The organism is Corynebacterium callunae (assembly GCF_046592015.1).
In the GTDB taxonomy this organism is placed as follows: Bacteria; Actinomycetota; Actinomycetes; order Mycobacteriales; family Mycobacteriaceae; genus Corynebacterium; species Corynebacterium callunae_A.
Genome location: NZ_JAWVOB010000004.1, coordinates 238,047 through 254,563, shown reverse-complemented (window position 1 = coordinate 254,563; position 16,517 = coordinate 238,047). Strand labels below are relative to the sequence as shown.

Sequence of the window (16,517 nt, the reverse complement as noted above, 5' to 3'; positions counted from 1 at the left end):
GTTTTATCCGCTTGTTTTCCTTTCCGCCTCATCAACCACACTGTGGCGGGGCGTTGTCGGTCGCGGCGACTTCCACTAAGTTACACACACTCCAGAATGTTTTCAAATGCGCAGGTCACAGCCCCGCAGGGCGTCGTCGAAAAGCATTATTAGCGGTAAAGGCCCCGACTTTCCGCAACTTGGTCGAGGAGCGCATGCACATGGGAGCGGCTAAGGCCGAGCTTGATGGACTCGTCAACGAGGGGAACGAGGAAGGCGGCGGCAAATTCTGCACGCCGGCGTTCCAGAATGAGATCGGTAGCTTGCTCGGTGACAAACATTCCGAGCCCACGCTTTTTTAGGAGGACTCCCGCTTCAACTAAGAGGGCAAGCCCTTTGCGGGCGGTGGCGGGATTAATGCTGTGGAAGGCGGCGAGCTCGTTGGTGGAGGGAGCGCGCTGATCTGCGCGGAGCGTGCCATCAACAATTGCGTCCTCTATAAGAGTGGCAATTTGGCGGAATAGCGGAACGTTAACTTCAGCCACGATTTCCTTCATTGGGTTAGCTACTTATGTAACTAACCCTATCAGGTGTTGCACCCTTCACACGCGCCTCACGCGACACCGACTTATGCTTTCTTTAACAATGCAGATGCCTTTATCCACCAGAAATGGACGCATAATCGCAATATAAGGCATGCTTGGATAAATAGATTAATAAAACTCAACAGAATCGGAATTAGGAGCCATGCTTGAACGCACACAGGTATTCGTGGACACGTCCTACCTACTCGCAAGCTTTTATAACTCTTGGGAGACAGGGGCACGTGCCCAATTAGAAATTGACCTCCCCGAAGTAGTCGGGGTTTTAGGAAGGATGATCGAGCAACAACTTAAACAGCCAGTTCAACGTCAAATGTGGTACGACGGAATCCCAGATTCCGGTCCCCACCGCTATCAGCGCGCCCTTCGAACCTGCGATGGTGTGCAACTTCGTGCTGGACAGCTCATTGAATGGGGCGAAAGGCGCACCCAAAAAGCAGTGGATACCCGTCTAGTTGCTGACCTGGTTCTTGCCGGCGTGCGCGGACAATGTTCCGACATTGTATTGGTTAGTGGTGACGCCGATATGATTCCTGGCGTCCAAGAAGCAGCCAATGCTGGCTTGCGTGTACACCTTTATGGTTTTGGCTGGGATTCAATGTCCTCGCAGCTGCGTCACTGCTGCGATACCACCACCATCCTGGATCCACGAGAAGACTTTGCAGACTGCATGCAGCTGCAGGTACTGGAGGGGCCACTCCCTCCTGTTGTCCGTGTAAAGCCAATTGGTGATGCTGAGCCGATCGAAGATCTGGACTTCACTCCAGTTCCAGGTGTTGCCACCCCAGGTGTCAAAGAATCTGTCAAAAATTCTGCTGCTGTGGCTGAGACTCTAACCGAGGGCGGCACCAGTGCTAACGCTGCAGAAACTTCCGAGGTAAATGTCGCGGATGTTTCCGAAAAGTTCTCGCCACGCCCGGGTGAACCATCTGAGGCTTTGGAAGATCAGCAATGTGAAGCTCAAAGCAGCATTGATAAGCAAGAACAGCGGATTGCCGAGCCTCCACTGGCAGCCCCTGCATCTACTACCGCGGCAGCCCCTGCAGTAGCAGCGGAAACCTCCGCCGAACCCAAGACTGCAAAAGTAGCAGCACCAAAGCCAGGTGCTACCAAGCCACAGCAGCCTGCACAGCCCCAAGCTCCAACCCCTAATACTGGCGCGGAGCAGAACCGTCAGACTGAACACGAATCCGAGGTGGAAAACCAGATTGAGGAGGCTAGGCCGAAAATTCCTAACCCCTCCATGATGGCGCCACGTCGAAAACTGCGTTCGCGCTATGTGCCTTTGCCAAATGAGGTGTGGGCAACTGCTGGTTTCCAAACTCCATATGATGTGGGCCAGCAATATGCATCCTGGTGGTTCGACAATGCGGCCACTGCCGTCCAGCGTGATCAGGCGCATCTATTGTCCGGTGGCGGCCTGCCACCTGAGATTGATCGCCCGCTTTTGCAGTTTGCTTGTGAAACCCTGCATGAGTACACCCTGACGGAAGCCCAGCGTGTCGGCCTACGCGATGGATTCCATTCTGGAATTCGTGCGGTTTTGCTTAACAACCGCGATAAATAAAACCAATAGGCGGGACATCTCAACCAGAGATGTCCCGCCTATTGGTTTGCTTAAAAGAGCTACTTTTTGGTGGTGTCGGTTGCTTCAGATGCATCCGGGGTTTCGTCGACAAGCTCCTCAGCGTCGGTGACACCTGCCTCCAACTGCCCTTTGGCGCCGGTTCCGGTTCCCAGCGCTTCAGCGCGGAGTTCCTCAAGGCGGGCGGCGGCGCGCAGGTCGGTGCCGGACTGCTGGATCTCAGCCATGCGGTCGTTCACAGTGTTTTGGGTCAGTTCCTGGGCACCCAATGCCTCGGTGTAGCGTCGCTCAATCTTTTCGCGGACAGCGTCGAGAGTTGGGACGGAACCGTCATTGCCACCGAATTGGTTAAGGCTATCCATGGACTTGGTGACAGTTTCCTGCATCTTTGCCTGGTCAGCCTGTGCACGCAGGGCATCAATCTGAGACATCTGCTCCTTAAGGCGCATCTCAGACTCCTTGGACTTCGCAACAGCATCCTTGGCTGCAGCCTCAGCCTGCTGGTGCAGCGCAGTGGTCTGCTCAAGCTGCTGCTCAACCGCGACCAGCTGGGAGGCAAAAACCTCAGCGGTGTTGTTAAATTCATGCGCCTTGGTGGCATCGCCCTCTGCGGCAGCCTTATCAGCCAATTGAATAGCCTGACGCGCCTGATCCTGCAGCTTATCGCGGTCAGTTACCAGGCGATTCAGCTTCATTTCCAGCTGCTTTTGCTGGCCGATAATCTGCGAAGCATGCTGCATAATCTGCTGGTGCTGCTGCTGTGCAGCCTCGGTAGCCTGCTGGATCTGTACCTTCGGATCGGCGTTTTCATCAATTTTATTGTCAAAAGATGCCATGAGGTACTTCCAGCCCTTGCTGAGCGGATTAGCCATTGTCAGTCACTTCCCTAAGGTTTGTGGAGATGGTCTTTAAATCAAAATTGGAAGAAATTTCGCGGAACCAACGAGATTCACTCTGAGGTTCACTCGGTAAATCCCCAGTCTACGCAAAGTTTGGACCGCCCACCTCCCAAACTCCCAGATTTGGGGGCCAACCCTGAGGCCCCTGAGACTTTGAACCCCTACGGCACCCGCAACCCCGGCACCGCCCCCGCACCCGCAAACGCCTGCCCCGCCCAGCACCCGCAACCCCAGCACCCGCAACCCCGGCACCCGCACCCCAAATGGACACAACAAATGGACACAACAAATGGACACAGCAAAAGGGGACTACCGACAAATGTCGGCAGCCCCCTTTCGGCCATTAAACCGCTAAAGTGGAGCCACTAAAACCCCACTTAGGATGGGATTTAAGCCTCCGCGGAACCCTGCTGTGCCTGCTGCTCAGCGATCTGACGACGAACATCGTCCATGTCAAGACCCTTAACCTGGTTAACCAGATCATCCAGCGCAGGGGCTGGCATGGTGCCAGCCTCGCGGAAGACCATAATGCCGTCGCGGAAGATCATCAGGGTAGGGATGGACTGAATTTCCAAAGCTGCGGTCAGGCTCTGGTTTGCCTCGGTGTCGAGCTTGGCAAAAACAGCGTCCTCGTGCGCCTCAGAAACCTTGGAGTAGGTTGGAGCGAACTGGCGGCAAGGGCCGCACCAAGAAGCCCACGCATCAACAAGGACAATGCCCTCGCCGGTAACGGTTTCCTCAAATGTGTCTTCTGTTACATCGATAGTTGCCATGGTTTAACTCCGTTCAAATATTTGTATGGTCTCTATAGAAACCAACTCTTAGCGGTAACAGGTTATTCCCGCCGAATCTTTTCCTAGATTCTGCGTGTACCGCCTGACTCATTGCACATCGTACAGTGCTTTGCTTGCCTGCCACAGGTGCCGCTAGGATTGATTATTTGCCAAGAAAGGGAGTTATGAGCCAAAAAAATTACCAAGTCGAGGGTTTGACCAGCGAGAATGCTGTGGCCTCGGTGGAGGATGAGATCAGCATTGTGCCCGGCACCCAAGGCGTGGATTTTGACATTGACAATAGCCGCATTGTTGTCACTGGCGAAGGTTTTAGCGATGATGACATCATCGCCGCTGTCGAACTTGCGGGTTGCAAAGTCGTCCCCAATCAAGACACTTGTTAAATACTAAAATTGGTATTTATTTAAAACCCACCCCCGTTTAGGGGGCTTTTTTATTGGTTACACCTTTTGGCTGCGGGCGGAAAATACAGCAAAATATCCAACCACCTAATAAAAGCACGCTTCTCGACGGGCCCCTGCCCCAGCACACCATATAGGTGCGCGGGCATAGGGTGAGATTAAATCTCACTTTTGTCTCAAAAAAGAGTAATCTTTCCGGACATGACACTTACACGCAATGACAGGCTCGACCGCCTGCCAGTCACCTCAAAGCACAAGAGACTTCTCGGTGGTTCCAGCATCGGTTGGGCCCTTGATGCGATGGATGTCGGATTAATCTCCTTCGTCATGGCTGCACTTGCGACGCAATGGAGCCTCAGCCCGACCCAAACCTCCCTACTCGGATCTATTGGTTTTGTTGGCATGGCTATCGGTGCCTCCCTTGGAGGCTTGCTTGCTGACAAGTTGGGACGTCGACAAGTTTTTGCTTTGTCCCTTCTTATCTACGGAATCGGCACCGGCGCTTCCGCGCTCTCCATCTCCCTCGGCATGATCATGGTGCTGCGTTTTATTGTCGGCCTCGGCTTGGGCGCTGAGCTGCCCGTGGCTTCCACCCTGATTTCCGAATTTTCCCCCCGCAAAGTCCGCGGTCGCATGGTTGTTCTCCTCGAAGCCTTTTGGGCTGTGGGTTGGATTCTCGCCGCAATCATCGGCACCTTTGTGGTTACCGCCTCCGATAATGGCTGGCGTTGGGCGCTGGCGCTAGGCTGCGTTCCTGCTGCTTATGCCGTTTATGTCCGCCTGGGACTACCAGAATCTGTGCGCTTTTTGGAAAAGAAATATCGCCACGAAGAAGCTGAGAAAATTGTTGAATCCTTCGAGCGTGCAGCTCTTGACGAGGGCAAAACCTTAGATAACACCCCTCCAGAGAACCGCGATTCCGAGGCTGAAAACTCCGTTTCCATCTGGTCCAATGTCTTACGCAAGCGCACTGTTGCCTTGTGGATCGTGTGGTTCTGTATCAATCTCTCCTACTACGGAGCTTTCATCTGGATCCCATCGCTGCTGGTTGCCGATGGTTTCACGCTGGTGAAATCTTTCCAATTCACGTTGATCATTACGCTGGCACAGCTGCCGGGTTACCTGGTTGCTGCTTGGCTTATTGAAAAGTGGGGCCGTCGCAGCACACTGGCTACCTTCTTGGCCGGTTCTGCAATTTCTGCCATGCTTTATGGTCTTGCCGATGCCGAATGGCAGGTTTTGGTTGCCGGCTGCCTATTGTCCTTCTTTAACCTCGGTGCATGGGGCGCACTTTATGCCATTGGGCCTGAGCTTTATCCCACCAATGTCCGTGGTACGGGAACTGGCGCCGCCGCCGGTTTTGGCCGCATTGCTTCAATCATTGCACCACTCATTGTGCCTCCAATTATTGCCTTCGGTGGCCCGATTGTGCTTTTTGCTGTTTTTGCCACCGCCTTTGCGGTGGCTGCCATCGCCGCATTTACACTGCCTGAGCAAAAGGGCAAGGCACTGGCTGATTAGTCAGAAAGCTTCTTAATTTCTGCAGCTGCCTTTCGTAGGATGTCGACAATTTCTGCCGATTTATCCTGCGGGGCAGCTTTTACTATTTCCCGCACTTTATGGAATTCCGCCCGCAGATTATAAGCGTGACCATCCTCCGCGCGAGGGGCGCGATAAGCCTCAAGGATTTGCGACCATTCTTCACGATTCCCAGCCACTAGCTCTTTGCCTGCTTCGCTCAGTCGTGCCATTTTGCGGCCCATATCATTGGAGATCACAATAAGGCCCTCATCTTCCAGCAGCGACAAGGTGGGATAGACAGTTCCGGGGCTCGGACTCCAATTGCCTTCAGTTTTTTCACTAATCATGGTGATGATTTGATAGCCGTGCAGGGATTCAGTTTCCAGCATGGACAAGATGACATTGCGGAGATCTCCGCGCCCCGCGCGTCCGCCTCGACCCCGGCCTGGATGATTCCCATGATGGCGACGATCATGATCGCGACGGGGATCATGATGTGGATGACGGCCACGTCGGTGGCCACATTCTGGTTGTTCTTGGTAGTACATGGTGTACCTCTTTCGGGTTGTTAAACTGAAAGTTAACGATATATCTTTACATATCGTTATGTCAATGACTTTTGCCGTTTGGCGGGTTTCCGCAGGTTGGAATATATCGGTAAATAACTAAAGCAGCGTGCAGTCTTAAATGACTGCACGCTGCTTATGCTTTTACTGCCGGGCCTAGCCGGGTTTAGCCAGGGTTTATCCGGGCTTAACTAGCCGCGGGCCATATCCACAAATCGGGAATAGTGCAGCTGGTGCGCCACCTGCACGGTGTCAATGGGGCCACCACGGTGCTTTGCCAAGATGATATCGGCCTCGCCGGCACGCTCATCATCCTTGTCCTGAGAGTCTGGACGATAAAGCAGCATAACGATATCGGCATCCTGCTCCAAGGAACCAGATTCACGGAGGTCAGCCAGCTGCGGGCGCTTATCGGTACGAGATTCTGGACCACGGTTTAGCTGCGAGATCGCAATCAAAGGCACATCTAGTTCTTTAGCCAGCAGTTTGAGCTGACGGGAGAACTCCGAGACTTCCTGCTGGCGTGATTCCACGCGCTTACCGGAGCTCATCAGCTGGAGGTAGTCCACCACAATCATTTTCAGATCGTGCTTTTGCTTCAGCTTGCGGGCCTTGGAGCGGATTTCCATCATGGTCAAGTTGGCGGAATCATCAATAAATAGCGGTGCTTTGGCCACCTTATCGAGCTTTTGCACCATCTTTTCCCACGCAGCTTCATCCATCTTGCCGCCGCGCATATCGGAAAGGCGGATTTCGGTCTCTGCAGAGAGCAAACGCATAACAATTTCCGACTTGGACATTTCCAAGGAGAAGATCACTGAGGCCATATTGTGCTTAATGGAGGCCGAACGCATGAAGTCCAAGGCAATTGTGGACTTACCAACACCAGGTCGAGCTGCCACGATGATCATCTGACCGCCACGCAGACCATTGGTGAGGTCATCTAGGTCTTTAAACCCGGTTGGAATACCAGTTGCCAAACCACCATCGGTACTGAGCTGCTCCAGCTCCTCCATGGTGTCGCCCAAAATATCAGCAAGGACGGCGTAGTCCTCACTTTGATTCTTTTGGGAGACGGCAAAAACTTCTTGTTGGGCGCGGTCGATGACAGCATCAATATCAGCGCCCTCATCACCTTCATAGCCCAGCTGCACCACACGGGTGCCAGCATCAACCAAACGACGCAGGACTGCCTTCTCAGAGACGATCTCGGCGTAGTAGCGAGCATTGGCGGCCGTGGGAACAGACTGGATGAGGGTGTAGAGGTAAGCACCGCCACCCACACGCTCAAGGTCATTGGTTCGGTCTAGACGACCAGAGACAATCAGCGGGTCAATATCTTTGTTATCGCTAAAAAGATCAATGATCGCCTGGAAAATTAGCTGGTGAGCAGGCTTATAAAAGTCATCTGGGGTGAGCACATCCAAAATGTCAATGACAGTATTGGGGCTCAGCAGCATCGCTCCCAAAACACCCATTTCGGCGTCATTGTCATAGGGAGGGGAGCGGAAATCACGATATTCGCGGGCTCCATCGCCACGGCCCTTTCCCTTGCGGGATCCGGATCCGGAATCAAACTTTTTAGCGCCAAATTCAGGGCCAGAATTTCCCTGCGGAAGCGAAAAATTCTCGAAGGCAGGAGTAGGCAAAGAGGAATCATGGGCTTCATCCGAAAAAGAATCCCCCGGCTCTGGTGGGGGAACAAAGGCATCATCAAAACTTGCGGCTGGCGTATCAGCAGACATTTACATCCCCAATCATCAATTAACACTCACTCTAGTAGCTCGCAGCTAGTAAAGATAAACCCGCAGGAAGGGGAAAACCCTTTGATGATTTCCGCCACAGCTACCCGAATTTGAGAAAACTATCCACAGTTTCTTTGGTTAACAACAGTTGTTTTCATCATAATTATCCCCAGTTTTCCCACTTTGCCCACAATTGCCCCCAATACCTGTGGATAACTTGTGGATAACTCTCCCCGATAACTTCACAAACTATGCATATATCGAGGTCAGGACGGCGATTTGGGTTGTGGATAGTTTTGACAACTCGGTGGATAACTCTTCTCACCAGGGCTTTTATGGTGTAAGAATTTGGTCTACCACCGCTGTGCAGGCCTTTTGTGATGAGCAAACTCTAGGTTAACTATCCACAATGGAGGGCAGTTATCCACAGGCGGGGGATAAGGAGTTAAAACTCAAAACTTAGCCCAGAAATACTTCAACCCCACTCCTGCTGTTTGGAGTGGGGTTGAAGAATGCTGTTGTCGTTGGGTGGCTTAGAAATTGTTCTAAGTCACCGCCGTCGCGCGCGTGTTGTCGTTACGCTGCGACGACCTCAAACTTCACGCGGGAGACGATGCCCTCGGTGATTTTTGCTTCTACCTGGTACTTACCGGTGGTCTTAACCAGGTTCTTCGGGAGAACAATGGCACGCTTATCCAGGTTCGGGCCGCCAGCTGCCTTGACTGCAGCGACGATGTCGTCAGTCTTAACGGAGCCGAATAGCTTTCCGCTCTCAGAGGTGCGGACTGCAACAGAAACACCCTCAAGTGCTTCGAGCTGAGCCTTTACTTCGCGAGCATGGTCGAGGTCGCGGATTGCGCGAGCCTCTTGGGCACGCTTGATGCCCTCGATCTGCTTCTCTGCACCCGGGGTGGCTACGATGGCCAGGCCACGGGGGAGTAGCAGGTTACGTCCGTAGCCGTCTTTAACCTCTACGATGTCGCCAGCGACACCAAGGTTTTCTACGGCGGCGGTGAGGATCAGCTTCATGATCCCTGCCTTTCGTGGTTTATGAGTGTATGTGAATTTTTAAGAAAGAAAGTTTAGAACGGAGGCTCATCATCTGCACCGCTGAAGCCGCTGCCGGCTGGTGGTGCAGAATTCCAAGGATCATTATCTGGTGCAGCCTGTGGGCTGCCTCCGCCAAATCCACCTTGGTTGAAGTTGTTGCCCTGGGATTGATTCTGGTTTCCACCGAAATCACCCTGGTTCCGCTGCTGGTTGCCGCCGAAGCCGCCACCAGCATTCTGGCCGCCGAATCCACCTTGGTTGCCGCCGAAGCCGCCACCTTGGTTATTGGAACCGCCACCGAAGTTTCCGCCGTTTCCACCACCACGCGGAGTGCGCGTGACCTCTGCTTTTGCAAAGGACAAGGATGGGCCGACTTCATCAGCTTCGACCTCGAAGACACTGCGCTTCTCACCCTCGCGGGTTTCATAGGAGCGCTGCTTGAGGCGACCGGTGACGATAACGCGCATACCCTTAGAAAGGGATTCTGCGACGTTTTCTGCTGCCTGACGCCAAACGTTCACGGTGAGGAAAAGGGCTTCGCCATCTTCCCACTGATTGGTTTGACGGTTGAACGTGCGGGGAGTTGAAGCAATGCGGAAGTTAGCCACTGCGGCACCCGAGGGGGTGAAACGCAGTTCCGGGTCAGCAACGATGTTGCCGACAACGGTTATGTTAGTATCTCCGATTGCCATATTCCTTCAACTACCTCTCTAGAGCTGAAAAGTTCTTTACTTGTCGAGTCGTAGAACCTTGGTGCGTAGGACACCATCGTTCAGGTTCAGGACACGATCGAGCTCGAGCACGGTTGCAGACTCGCACTTGAGATCGACGACGGCGTAAACGCCCTCTTCCTTCTTGTTGATTGGGTAAGCCAAACGGCGCTTGCCCCAGACATCAACCTTCACAACGTCACCCTTGTCCTTGCGGACAACCTCGAGGAATTTATCCAGGGACGGGGCAACAGTGCGCTCATCCTGAGAAGGATCGAGAATGATCATGAGTTCGTATTGACGCACGGACCTCATCACCTCCTATGGTCTAGTAATTGTTTTCGGCCACGCCATTGTTGACGTAGCAGGAGGGTCGTTGCGTCAGCAACCTTTTAAAGGTACACCAGACGCGCGGAAATGTCGATTCCCAATTTAGGATTTTTTGAGCGAGGCCCCAACATGAATACTTGGCGGTGTTTTCGAGGAGCCTGATAGGTGCGGTTCCTCAGCGCGTACCCCAGTTGTAGACATACTTGCGAGGGTAAGTGCAGAGACCGCGAGAATCCCTGCAATTGACTTAGAGCTCTTCGCCTTTTTCACCAGGCATCAACCCTTTCACCATGGTCACTGTGATGGACGTCCTAATTTCATTAACGGACGCGGCGACAACATAGTTCCCGGGGTGCAGAAAAGGGCGCGTCTTTTCGTCGAAAAGCGTTTTTAGGCGGGGTTTGATGCCCAAAAAACGGCGATGATCACCGGAATGATCGTGATGAGCACAATCGCAATGCAAAAAAGCGACCAAATCTGCACATTGGATTTTTTATACATAAAACTCGCGAATGAGCCTCCAAAAAAGAGAAAACCCAAAAACACGCTGGCCATGGTGACCAGCAAAACTGTTGTGCTCACTGTTGTCCTTTTAATGCTTTTCGACGCCGGCTGCGCGCTGCGGGGTTGGCAGCAGAGGATCAAGACCTGCATGTGCATCCAAAACTGGATCGGCGATTTTGCCAAGCATTTGACGAATCACCAGCACCACCATGGCCACGATAAATCCATCTCGCGCCAACACCACAATGTCGAGGATTTCATGAGGAATTCCCATGTTTTCTGCTCCCAGCATATGCCACATCAAAATCGGCCACACCATGGCATCGACCAGCATCCACGGCAGCAGCAAGTTCCACTTTGGCAGCGCCAAAACCGCTAGAGGAACCAGCCAGAGGGAATACTGCGGGCTCCACACCTTATTAAAAAGCAGGAAGGCAGCAACAATCAGGAAGACTAATTCCGCCACTCGAGGCTGTCGCTGCACTCGCCAGCCAAAGATCGCGATGGCCACACAGGAGAGGCCAAAAAGCATAAAGCTAATGACGTTGAGAACCTCAGGGTCATTAAAAGAAAGCGGAATATTGCGATCAATGACCTGATAAATGGTGGTCCATTCCGCCCCGCGCTCGCGGTTAAGGCGCAGGAATTCATTCCAGGCGGCGGGGTAGATGAGCATAATAGGTGCGTTTACTACCACCCAGCTCAAGATCGCGGTGCCGAGCATTTTCAGGAAATCAGGGAATTTTCCAGTGCGTACCGCCAGCACCAAATAGGCGCCGAGTAGATACAGCGGCCACAACTTAAACGCAGTTCCGAACCCAATGAGCACGCCTGCCCACATAAAGTGGCCGCGCTTAACCGCCAACATGGCACCAATAACGGCAGCGATGGAAGGGATATCCCAGTTGGTGAAGGCGTGGACTGCAACGAGGGGAGAGGCAGCTACGAGGACCGTATCCCACACGCGGTTGCCGGTGAGTTCTGCAACCATGCGGATAATAAGCACCCAGAAGCAGCTCATGGCCAGCGCGGTGACAATGAAATACAGACCGGCTTCGGGGAGGGTGTGGAAGGGGAGGACATCAAAAACCGGGTATAAAAAGCGGGTGATAATGGCGCAGATCCATTGGAAAATACCGCCCAGTACGGGGTATTCCATGTACCTGGTGAGGTCACCCTCCTGCCAGGAATAGGCATAGGGGAAGCCTGGCACATCTAGTCCGCGGCCACCATAAAGGGGCACGATGTCGTTATAACAGGCCGAGGTGTATTGCCGGTTTCCTGACCAATTGAGCGAGACCACGCCGTCCGAACCGCGTGCGCCTTGGATGCAATTGGCCTTGGTGAGGAATCCGCCGGCCAGGAATAGCAAAGAAGTGAAGATCAAAACGCGCAGGGGGGTCCAGAATTGTTGGGTTCCAACCCGCGCAAAACGACCAAGAGGACCGCCGATTGCGTTGATGAAGTCCCGTGCCACAGGTTCGGTAGCTCCGGGGGAGACTCGATTTTTAACCTGTTCTTGCTGTGGCATGTGGCTTCCTCATTACAATCGGCGGTCCGTTTTTCAACTTCGCGAGCCCTCTTCGAGGACAGCTCAGAAGATAGTTTAGCCTGCTCCGATTAACTCGCCCGGAATAGTGATCCCGGGGAGAATCTCCACGGCTCCACCTCCGGTTGTTGCTGGCTGTTCAGCGGTTGCGGCGGGAGCTGCAGGAGTTGCTGGCTGCTCGACGGCAGGAGCTGGAGCCTCTGCACTTGGAGTGGCCTCCTCCACGTAGCCGGTGTCCCCTGAGGTGCCACCGGTATAAGGAGTTGGAGACCATACATAATCAGCTGCTGGCGGATTTCCATAACCCAGTGCTGGGGCTGCTGGCCAGGATTTCAAAGGCGCGGTTTCCAGGGCGTTATCCATGGTTGCCTTCCAAATGGAAGCAGGGGAGTTTGAGCCGTACATCAAGCCACCCCACTCGTTATAGAGCGCGGAGTTATCGGCGGTACCGACCCACACTGCAGTTGCCAGCTGTGGGGAAGCACCAACCATCCAGGCATCTTTGTTATTTCCGGTATCACCAAGCTGGGTGGTACCGGTCTTAGCGGCAGACACCTGGCCATCGGCTAGACCATTGCCATTAGCGCTCGCTGCGATTGGAGCCATGGCATCGATGAGGTTGAGAGCGACTTTCTCAGAGACACGACGTTCGCCTTCGCCATCCTCAAACTCATACAGCACTTCGCCGCTGCGGGTTTCCACCTTGGAGACAAAGTGTGGTGAATGCCAAACACCCTCATTGGCGATGGTTGCCATAGCAGAAGCCATATCCAGTGGGCGGGACTCGTACTGGCCCAAGATGATGCCCTCATAAGGAGTTTCACCATTCTCGGTCAGGGTCTGTGGGATGCTAGGCAGGGACTCAGCGATGCCAAGTGCGTGTGCCATATCAGCGGTGTCCTGGGGACCATTTTCCAAATCCTGCTGCAAGCGAATGAAGCTGGTGTTGTAGGACTTGCGTAGGGCTTCTTTAATGGAACAAGCGCCACAGGTGCCGTCGCTGGCATTGGTGATGGTGATATCACCGGAGGTCACTGGCTCGGAGCTATAGATCTGCGAGGTAGGGATACCCTGCTGCAGTGCCGCTGCGAGGCCAAAGATCTTAAATGTAGAGCCGGTCTGCAAAGGCGCATTGGCGTAATCCCAGCCCGCTGCATCTTCGCCGCCATAATAAGCGCGCACTGCGCCATTAGTGGGATCAATAGAAACGACCGCTGCGCGGTTGTTCTCGGTGAGGTTTGCTAGCTCTGCGCGAACTGAATCAACAGCACCCTGCTGAGCCTTGGCGTCAATGGTTGTGGTGATCTGCAGGCCACGAGTTTCCACATCTTCTTCGGTGATGCCGAGCTCGCTGAGTTCTGCCATGACATTGTTCTTGATCAAACCATTGGTGCCGGTGGCTTCGGTATAAGCGCGGTTATTGGCTGGATCAGTGGTCTGTGGATAGGTTGCCTGAGCGCGCTCTTCTGGAGTGATGGCACCAATTTCTGCCATGCCATCCATAACGTAGCTCCAGCGAGTTTCTGCTTCCTCTGGGTTGGTCCATGGATCGAGCTCACTGGGGCGCTGAATGCTCGCTGCCAGTACGGCGCCCTCAGCTGCGGTGAGCTGATCAACCGACTTATCAAAGAAGGCATGAGCGGCTGCCTGCACGCCATAGGCATTGCGGCCGAAGTAAACAGTATTGAGATAAGCCTCGAGGACTTCATCCTTAGACCATTCATTGGCCATCTTGGCAGAATAAACCAACTCCTTAGCCTTACGGATTAGGGAGCGTTCATCACCAACCACGGCCTTCTTCACATACTGCTGGGTAATGGTGGAGCCACCACCTGCAGAAGGGTTGCCAGTAATAACGCCGAGCGCTGCACGAGCATAACCGGTGATAGAGAAACCAGGGTTGGAGTAGAACTCACGGTCCTCAGCGGCCAGCACGGCATTGCGTACCACTTCTGGCACTTGGTCAATGGAAACCATTTGGCGGTTGCCCTCTGGTGGAACCACACGAGCAAGCTCGGTAGTGCCATCGGAGGCGTAGATCTGCGAGACCTGTGGGGAAACCAGTTCCTCAGGTTCAGGTACATCCACGATGATGTAGGCGCTCATAAAGACTAGGGCAGGAATAAGAATGACCGCAGCGATAGCGCCGAGAAAGACGTTGCGCTTGGTCACGCCCTTCTTGGAGCGTTGGGCTCTTCGTTTACCGCCGCTTTTGGGAGCAGAGGAATTATTACTATTCGTCAACTGGTGTGTCCGTTCAATCAGATTTGGTTCTTATCTGAGGTGTTTGCTGTAGAGAATACTGTGCTTATAGTAATTCGCCTGAATCTGGGAATTAGCTGGCCATAGCAGTTTCCGCTTTGAGGAGGTGATTCCATTTACAAGCAGGGCATACTTCCACTGTATGAACCGTGCATTGCGGAGCTTTAGCTACCAACAATGCGATTTCTTCTTCGCTTCTGGCCGATCCGGCTGCTTTGCCAATTTCCTCTCCATAAACCCATAAAACTATGCGTAGCTGATCGCTCTCACAGATCGGACAAGGATAAGCGGCCGGTTGCCCGTGATATCGACCTGCTGTTACTAGTAGGAAATCTGCATCACAAATTGATGCCCGGGACACCAGCCCGGCACGAAATTGACGGATTGTCTGCCTTCGGGCGAGCTGGTGACTGATCTCATTTAGATATTGCACCACGGGTACTAGTGTAGCCCCCGCAGACGCGCGTTCTTTAAGGCGAAAATATTCTTGTAAATTGTATTTTTCCTGTGAAAATATTCTAAATTCCAGTAGATAGCTTCAGGAACAGAAATTACCAAATAATCGGGTTAGACTTGCATCCATGACTGACGCAAAAACCGAGGATCTTGCAGCCCGCGTTCGCCCCGCACTTACCAAGCTCTATGTTCTCTATCTTCGCCGCTCTGCAAACTCCGACCTTTCTGGTCCACAGCTCACCATTTTGAGTCGTCTTGCAGAAAACGGCCCCTCCCGAATCAGCCGCATCGCTGAACTTGAGGATATCCGCATGCCTACCGCTTCCAATGCCTTGCACCAGCTTGAGCAATTGGATCTGGTGGAGCGCATCCGCGATACCAAGGACCGCCGTGGAGTACAGGTACAGCTCACTGAGCATGGTCGTGCAGAACTGGACCGTGTTAATAAGGAACGCGATCAGGAGATGGCGCAGCTGCTGGAAATGCTCTCTCCCGAGCAGCTCGAGCGCGCCGAAGATCTGGTTGATATCATCACCGAATTGGCTGAGGTGTACGGTAACTGGAAAGAGCCTAAAAGCGATTCCTAAGTTCCCCTACCCAGACTCCGGAAATTGATGAACGAACCTCTCCGCGTACTTGTATCTTGCCGCCCCGAAGAAACACCGGGGGGCACCTCAAGTAATCCCAATGACTCCGTTTTTGAGTTTGCCGCGTGGTTGGCCCGAACCTCTGAAATTAATGTTCGTGGCATCACCACTTTCATCAGGCCGTGGCCTTCCTCCTCAATTAGTAAATTGGGCGGAAAGTATCATAAATGGTTTAAGAATCTGGATTCTTTTTATCGGGATCAGATCGTCAAATGTCTTAAAGATGCCGGTGTCAGCAAGTCCCAGTGGGATGAGACGGTGTCGGTTTTTGTCGATGGGCCTTCGGAATCCTCACTGCTGACTCATGCAGCCAAGGACTTTCAGGCTGATCTGATTTTGCTGGGCTCCGATGCAACCGCACCTAAAGGTCGCTTCATCGCTAGCTCCACCGCGGATGCGCTCTTGCATTCCTCACCAGTTCCGCTAGGCCTCGTGCCACGTGGAGTAAAGCTTTCCAAAAAGGGTGTCACCCGCGTTAATTATGCTTTCATTAGCGAAAATGATGATATTCTCCAAGGCCTAAGTTACGCAGCAGAGCTTGCCAATAGCTGGCAGGTTCCCCTGCGTATTTTGTCATTTTCACCCACTGGTATCACTGATTCCCCGATGTCGGACAAATTAGATCTGACCACCGAACTCTCGACGGAGTGGCGCGAACTCACCCTGGCATTACTTGATCGTGCCCGTGACGAAGTCCTGAGGACTCACCCCGGCCTTAGTGTCAGTAGTGAAATCGGTTCGGGGTGGGGCTGGAATGGTGCCATCGAAGCTTTGAAGTGGAAAAAGGGCGACCTTCTGTGCCTTGGTTCCCACCGCACAGACGCTTTTTCCCGAGTTTTTGTGGGCTCGGAAACCATGGAGATTATTCGCAACGCCCCAGTTCCCACCATTATTTACCCCGGCGCCTAGCCTGCTGG

17 protein-coding genes are annotated in these 16,517 nt (G+C 53.3%); 5 read left to right on the top strand and 12 right to left on the bottom strand.

Translation table 11 applies throughout. The features are described from left to right. Positions 1–149: 149 nt before the first annotated feature. Entirely contained in the window at positions 150–536 is a 387-nt protein-coding gene (locus tag SFC07_RS06840) for a GntR family transcriptional regulator (RefSeq protein WP_411207476.1), read from the bottom strand. A gap of 190 nt (positions 537–726) precedes the next feature. Between SFC07_RS06840 and SFC07_RS06835 the strand changes: the two genes are divergently transcribed. Then, positions 727–2,148, top strand: a complete 1,422-nt coding sequence (locus SFC07_RS06835; protein ID WP_411207475.1) for an NYN domain-containing protein — start codon at positions 727–729, stop codon at positions 2,146–2,148. A gap of 59 nt (positions 2,149–2,207) precedes the next feature. Here the strand turns inward: SFC07_RS06835 and SFC07_RS06830 are convergent, their stop codons facing one another. Further along, on the bottom strand, positions 2,208–3,038 hold the full coding sequence (locus SFC07_RS06830) for a PspA/IM30 family protein (protein ID WP_411207474.1): 831 nt from the start codon (positions 3,036–3,038) through the stop codon (positions 2,208–2,210). A gap of 416 nt (positions 3,039–3,454) precedes the next feature. Then, a complete protein-coding gene (locus SFC07_RS06825; protein WP_411207473.1) occupies positions 3,455–3,838 on the bottom strand; it encodes a thioredoxin family protein in 384 nt (127 codons plus the stop codon). A 185-nt stretch (positions 3,839–4,023) separates the two neighbouring features. On the opposite strand from SFC07_RS06825, the gene SFC07_RS06820 reads away from it, so the two are divergent. Together SFC07_RS06820 and SFC07_RS06815 are read left to right on the top strand one after the other, a co-directional pair. Then, a complete protein-coding gene (locus SFC07_RS06820; RefSeq protein ID WP_411207472.1) occupies positions 4,024–4,242 on the top strand; it encodes a heavy-metal-associated domain-containing protein in 219 nt (72 codons plus the stop codon). 219 nt (positions 4,243–4,461) lie between these two features. Next, positions 4,462–5,781, top strand: a complete 1,320-nt coding sequence (locus SFC07_RS06815) for an MFS transporter (RefSeq protein WP_411207471.1) — start codon at positions 4,462–4,464, stop codon at positions 5,779–5,781. Here SFC07_RS06815 and SFC07_RS06810 read toward each other — a convergent pair. The 9 genes from SFC07_RS06810 to SFC07_RS06770 all read right to left on the bottom strand — a co-directional run bounded on the left by SFC07_RS06810 (position 5,778) and on the right by SFC07_RS06770 (position 14,933). Further along, positions 5,778–6,329 (bottom strand): PadR family transcriptional regulator, encoded by a 552-nt coding sequence (locus tag SFC07_RS06810; protein ID WP_411207470.1) that lies wholly within the window; start codon positions 6,327–6,329, stop codon positions 5,778–5,780. The genes SFC07_RS06815 and SFC07_RS06810 overlap by 4 nt on opposite strands. Positions 6,330–6,538: 209 nt before the next feature. Beyond that, complete coding sequence (gene dnaB, locus SFC07_RS06805) at positions 6,539–8,092, bottom strand: replicative DNA helicase (RefSeq protein ID WP_411207469.1); 1,554 nt, start codon at positions 8,090–8,092, stop codon at positions 6,539–6,541. A gap of 576 nt (positions 8,093–8,668) precedes the next feature. Continuing rightward, on the bottom strand, positions 8,669–9,121 hold the full coding sequence (rplI, locus tag SFC07_RS06800; protein ID WP_015652345.1) for a 50S ribosomal protein L9: 453 nt from the start codon (positions 9,119–9,121) through the stop codon (positions 8,669–8,671). Positions 9,122–9,174: 53 nt separating this feature from the next. Beyond that, positions 9,175–9,834: a single-stranded DNA-binding protein gene (locus tag SFC07_RS06795; RefSeq protein ID WP_411207468.1), complete on the bottom strand. Its 660-nt coding sequence runs from the start codon at positions 9,832–9,834 to the stop codon at positions 9,175–9,177. A 36-nt stretch (positions 9,835–9,870) separates the two neighbouring features. Continuing rightward, positions 9,871–10,158 (bottom strand): 30S ribosomal protein S6, encoded by a 288-nt coding sequence (gene rpsF / locus SFC07_RS06790; RefSeq protein WP_015652347.1) that lies wholly within the window; start codon positions 10,156–10,158, stop codon positions 9,871–9,873. 414 nt (positions 10,159–10,572) lie between these two features. Next, positions 10,573–10,764 carry a hypothetical protein gene (locus tag SFC07_RS06785; protein WP_411207467.1) on the bottom strand — a complete coding sequence of 64 codons (192 nt, stop codon included), beginning with the start codon at positions 10,762–10,764 and terminating at the stop codon, positions 10,573–10,575. Between the two features lie 10 nt (positions 10,765–10,774). Beyond that, complete coding sequence (locus SFC07_RS06780; RefSeq protein ID WP_411207466.1) at positions 10,775–12,217, bottom strand: glycosyltransferase family 87 protein; 1,443 nt, start codon at positions 12,215–12,217, stop codon at positions 10,775–10,777. Positions 12,218–12,292: 75 nt separating this feature from the next. Further along, a complete protein-coding gene (locus SFC07_RS06775) occupies positions 12,293–14,479 on the bottom strand; it encodes a transglycosylase domain-containing protein (protein WP_411207465.1) in 2,187 nt (728 codons plus the stop codon). A gap of 91 nt (positions 14,480–14,570) precedes the next feature. Next, complete coding sequence (locus SFC07_RS06770; protein WP_411207464.1) at positions 14,571–14,933, bottom strand: DUF5318 family protein; 363 nt, start codon at positions 14,931–14,933, stop codon at positions 14,571–14,573. 145 nt (positions 14,934–15,078) lie between these two features. Here SFC07_RS06770 and SFC07_RS06765 point away from each other — a divergent pair, with 145 nt between their 5' ends. Further along, entirely contained in the window at positions 15,079–15,540 is a 462-nt protein-coding gene (locus SFC07_RS06765; RefSeq protein ID WP_411207463.1) for a MarR family winged helix-turn-helix transcriptional regulator, read from the top strand. A gap of 27 nt (positions 15,541–15,567) precedes the next feature. Further along, positions 15,568–16,509, top strand: a complete 942-nt coding sequence (locus SFC07_RS06760) for a universal stress protein (protein WP_411207461.1) — start codon at positions 15,568–15,570, stop codon at positions 16,507–16,509. Positions 16,510–16,517 lie beyond the last annotated feature (8 nt).

Bases quoted from the DNA above. Each gene is read 5' to 3' on its own strand.
- SFC07_RS06765 (WP_411207463.1), top strand. From the start codon at position 15,079: ATGACTGACGCAAAAACCGAGGATCTTGCAGCCCGCGTTCGCCCCGCA.
- SFC07_RS06780 (WP_411207466.1), bottom strand. From the start codon at position 12,217: ATGCCACAGCAAGAACAGGTTAAAAATCGAGTCTCCCCCGGAGCTACC.
- SFC07_RS06760 (WP_411207461.1), top strand. From the start codon at position 15,568: ATGAACGAACCTCTCCGCGTACTTGTATCTTGCCGCCCCGAAGAAACA.
- rplI (WP_015652345.1), bottom strand. From the start codon at position 9,121: ATGAAGCTGATCCTCACCGCCGCCGTAGAAAACCTTGGTGTCGCTGGC.
- SFC07_RS06810 (WP_411207470.1), bottom strand. From the start codon at position 6,329: ATGTACTACCAAGAACAACCAGAATGTGGCCACCGACGTGGCCGTCAT.
- SFC07_RS06835 (WP_411207475.1), top strand. From the start codon at position 727: ATGCTTGAACGCACACAGGTATTCGTGGACACGTCCTACCTACTCGCA.
- SFC07_RS06815 (WP_411207471.1), top strand. From the start codon at position 4,462: ATGACACTTACACGCAATGACAGGCTCGACCGCCTGCCAGTCACCTCA.
- SFC07_RS06830 (WP_411207474.1), bottom strand. From the start codon at position 3,038: ATGGCTAATCCGCTCAGCAAGGGCTGGAAGTACCTCATGGCATCTTTT.
- dnaB (WP_411207469.1), bottom strand. From the start codon at position 8,092: ATGTCTGCTGATACGCCAGCCGCAAGTTTTGATGATGCCTTTGTTCCC.
- SFC07_RS06840 (WP_411207476.1), bottom strand. From the start codon at position 536: ATGAAGGAAATCGTGGCTGAAGTTAACGTTCCGCTATTCCGCCAAATT.
- SFC07_RS06820 (WP_411207472.1), top strand. From the start codon at position 4,024: ATGAGCCAAAAAAATTACCAAGTCGAGGGTTTGACCAGCGAGAATGCT.
- SFC07_RS06825 (WP_411207473.1), bottom strand. From the start codon at position 3,838: ATGGCAACTATCGATGTAACAGAAGACACATTTGAGGAAACCGTTACC.
- SFC07_RS06795 (WP_411207468.1), bottom strand. From the start codon at position 9,834: ATGGCAATCGGAGATACTAACATAACCGTTGTCGGCAACATCGTTGCT.